Below are 2970 nucleotides of genomic sequence, written 5' to 3'. Positions count from 1 at the left end.
GTCGGCCAGGACGGGAGGACGAACCCCAGGACGGCGGCCGTCGCCACGTTCTGGACGAGGAAGAAGGTGTGCAGCGTGGCGCGGGTCTCGCTCGGGGCCCAGCCGGCGTTGGCGGCGTACATCCCGATCGGGGGTCCGCCGACCCCGCCGATGACGTTGAGCCCGGCGCTGCTGAGGCCGGTGAGCCACGCGCCGCCCGGACGGCGGAGGAACGACGAGCGCACACCGCGGGCCAGCAGCGCCACCCCGGCGAGCACTCCGCATCCGGCGGCCCCTGCGAGCAGCCGGGTGTCCGCCGCGCCCAGCAGCCAGGCCGCTACAGGCGTCCCGAGCAGCGTGGGGACGAGCAGCCGGCCGGCGTCGCGGGGGCGGACGTGCCGCCAGTCGCGCGAGAGCGGCAGCAGGGAGGCGAGCACGGCCAGGAGCAGGACGGCCGGGACGCCCCGGTGCGGCCCGAGCGCGGCGATCAGCGCCGGGGCGGCCACCAGGGAGAAGCCCATCCCGGTGGCCGCCTGCGCGAACGCGCCCAGAGCGACGGCCGCGACGGCCACCGACTCGACCGCGGTCATGAGGTGCTGTCGAGGGTGTACCGCCGCTGGAACCACAGGGCCGCCGCCATGAGGACGGCCGGTACGACCGTGATGCCGACGCGCAGCGCGGTCAGCGCCGTCCCGGACTGGTCGACATGCTCGTCGGTGGTGCTGGAGACGAAGCCGCCCATCGCGAGGACGGCGGAGTACACGTAGGGCCCGACGGCGGTGCCGGTCGCCTCGGTGGCCGTCCACACGCCGGTGTAGGCCCCGGCCTTCGACGATCCGGCCGCCTCCGCCGCCGCGACGGCGTCCGGCAGCATCGAGAACGCGAACAGCTGCAGCCCGGAGAACGCGATCCCCATGGCCATGACGACGACCGCGGTGGTGGCGATGCCGGGCGTCCCGTCGAGCGCGGCGCTCGGCAGCAGCGCCAGGGCGCCCAGCCCGAACACGCTCTGGGAGACCAGCAGCCCGCGCTGCTTCCCGACGCGCCGCGACCAGGCCGTCCAGACCGGGCCCGCGAAGAGCGCCGGCCCGAGGAACAGGCCCATGAAGAGCGCGGTGAGCTTGGAGTCGTCGAAGAGGTACTCGGTGACGTAGGGCAGCGCGGCCAGGAACAGGTGCGTGGTCGTGCCGGTGAACAGGTAGGACAGCACCAGCGCGCGGTAGTCGCGGTCGCGCCAGGCGATCCGCAGGTCGGCGAGGGTGGAGTGCCCGGCGCGCTCGTCCGGCGCGCGGAACCCGCACGCGTCGGTGAGGCGGCGCACGCCGGCCAGCGCGACGGCCGCCGAGACGACCATGACGACCGCGAGCAGCAGCGCCATCCGGGTGTAGTCGCCCCGGCCGCCGCCCGAGGACAGGGCCGGCGCGGCGACGCCCGCGCCCAGCAGCCCGAGGGTCAGCAGGACCATCCGGAACATGAAGACGCGGGTCCGCTCGTGGTACCCGACGAGCAGGTCGGACGGCGTCGTCAGGTACGGCACCTGGAAGCCGGCGAACAGCAGGTTGCCGACCACGAACCAGCCGCCCACCCACAGCGCCGCGGGCGCGCCGGACAGGCCGGACGGCACGCTGAACATCGCGACCATCGCCACGCCGAGGAGCAGCCCCGTGCGCATCATCCGGCGGCGGTGGCCGAGCCGGCGGGCCTCCCGGTCCGACCGCGACCCGAGCAGCGGGTGGACGACGATGTCGACCACCTTCGGCAGCAGCAGGGCGAGCCCGGCCAGGAAGGCGGGCACGCCGAGCGTGTCGGTGAGGAAGTAGAGCAGCAGGAGGCCGGGCACGGTGACCCAGACGCCCATGCCGACCGAGCCCGAGGCGTACACCGCGAGCGTCCCCCGGCCCGCGCCCGCCATGGAGCTGGGACGCGTGTCCGGCGGTGTCACGGCCGGTTCCGGTGCCGCTCGACCACGCCGGCGGCGAGGGAGGCCCCGTCGAACGCGCCGGCCCTGGCCCGCGCGGCGAGGGTGCGCGCCACGATCCGGTCGGTGAGCGCGGGCAGGTGGCGGGCGAGGAAGAACTCCACCGCGCCCTTGCGGGTCGTGGTCACGTCCCGCCGCGGACGCACCGCCAGCGCGGTCCGCATGATCGCGCCGACCACCCCGTCCAGCGGCTCGTAGACGCTCATGCCCTCCAGCGACAGGCCCGCCGCCTTCGTCGAGTCGTGGATCGGGCTCTTCACCGCGGACGGGTAGACGCAGCTGACCGTGACGTGCGTGCCGAGCTCCAGGCGCAGCGCGTCGGCGTAGGCGACCATGGCCCGCTTGGACGCGCCGTACGCGGCGGCGAGCGGGAGCTGCATGACCGCCATCCGGGAGGTCACCATGACGACGCGGCCGCGCGCGGCGACCAGGGCGTCGACGCAGGCGGCGGTCACCCGCCAGGTGCCGAGCAGGTTGATCTCGAGCTGGCGGCGGACCTCGTCCTCGGGGGCGTACTCGGCCGGGGCCGGGCCGCCGATCCCGGCGTTGTTCACGAGGATGTCGAGCCCGCCCAGCTCGGCGAGGGCATCGGCGACCGCGGTCGTCACACTGCCGGGGTCGGTGATGTCGCATTCGATGACGGTGAACGGCTCGTCGCCGGAGGGCCGCAGGTCGAGGCCGACCACGCGCGCCCCGGCGCGGGTCAGCCGCTCGCCGAGGGAGCGGCCGATGGTGCCGGACGCGCCGGTGATGAGGACGCGCCGCCCCTTGGGGTCGTGGAGCCGGTCGCGGGAGGAGATCGTCATGCCGTGGCCTTCGCGGTGGGGGAGTAGACGGGGGCGCCGCCCGCGGCCCGGCGGACGCCCGCCTGGATCTCGCGGGGGATCGCGGTGACGTACTGGTCGAAGTCGATGCGCATCATCGGCCGCTTCCGGCCCCACCGCCGGACCGCCGCGGCGTGGGCGCGTCCGACCGCGGTGCGTTGCGCGGCCGGGGAGGGCAGGGCGTAGCGG

At 75.4% G+C, this 2970-nt stretch carries 3 protein-coding genes and 1 pseudogene; all 4 read right to left on the bottom strand.

Annotated features, from left to right (window positions below; translation table 11 throughout):
• Positions 1-569 (bottom strand): TSUP family transporter (locus tag AB0J52_RS34465; protein ID WP_500187085.1); only part of this gene is annotated, 569 nt, incomplete at its 3' end.
• Positions 566-1921, bottom strand: a complete 1356-nt coding sequence (locus tag AB0J52_RS34460) for an MFS transporter (RefSeq protein ID WP_500187084.1) — start codon at positions 1919-1921, stop codon at positions 566-568. The genes AB0J52_RS34460 and AB0J52_RS34465, both read right to left, overlap by 4 nt.
• Positions 1918-2763, bottom strand: coding sequence for an SDR family NAD(P)-dependent oxidoreductase (locus AB0J52_RS34455; RefSeq protein WP_500187083.1), 846 nt, complete (start codon positions 2761-2763; stop codon positions 1918-1920). Before AB0J52_RS34455 ends, AB0J52_RS34460 begins: the two co-directional genes overlap by 4 nt.
• A pseudogene (locus AB0J52_RS34450) lies at positions 2760-2970 on the bottom strand (flavin-containing monooxygenase); the annotation flags it as partial. The pseudogene AB0J52_RS34450 and the gene AB0J52_RS34455, both read right to left, overlap by 4 nt.

The organism is Spirillospora sp. NPDC049652 (assembly GCF_040675125.1).
Classification (GTDB): domain Bacteria; phylum Actinomycetota; class Actinomycetes; order Streptosporangiales; family Streptosporangiaceae; genus Spirillospora.
This window is presented reverse-complemented; position numbering and strand designations above follow the sequence as displayed.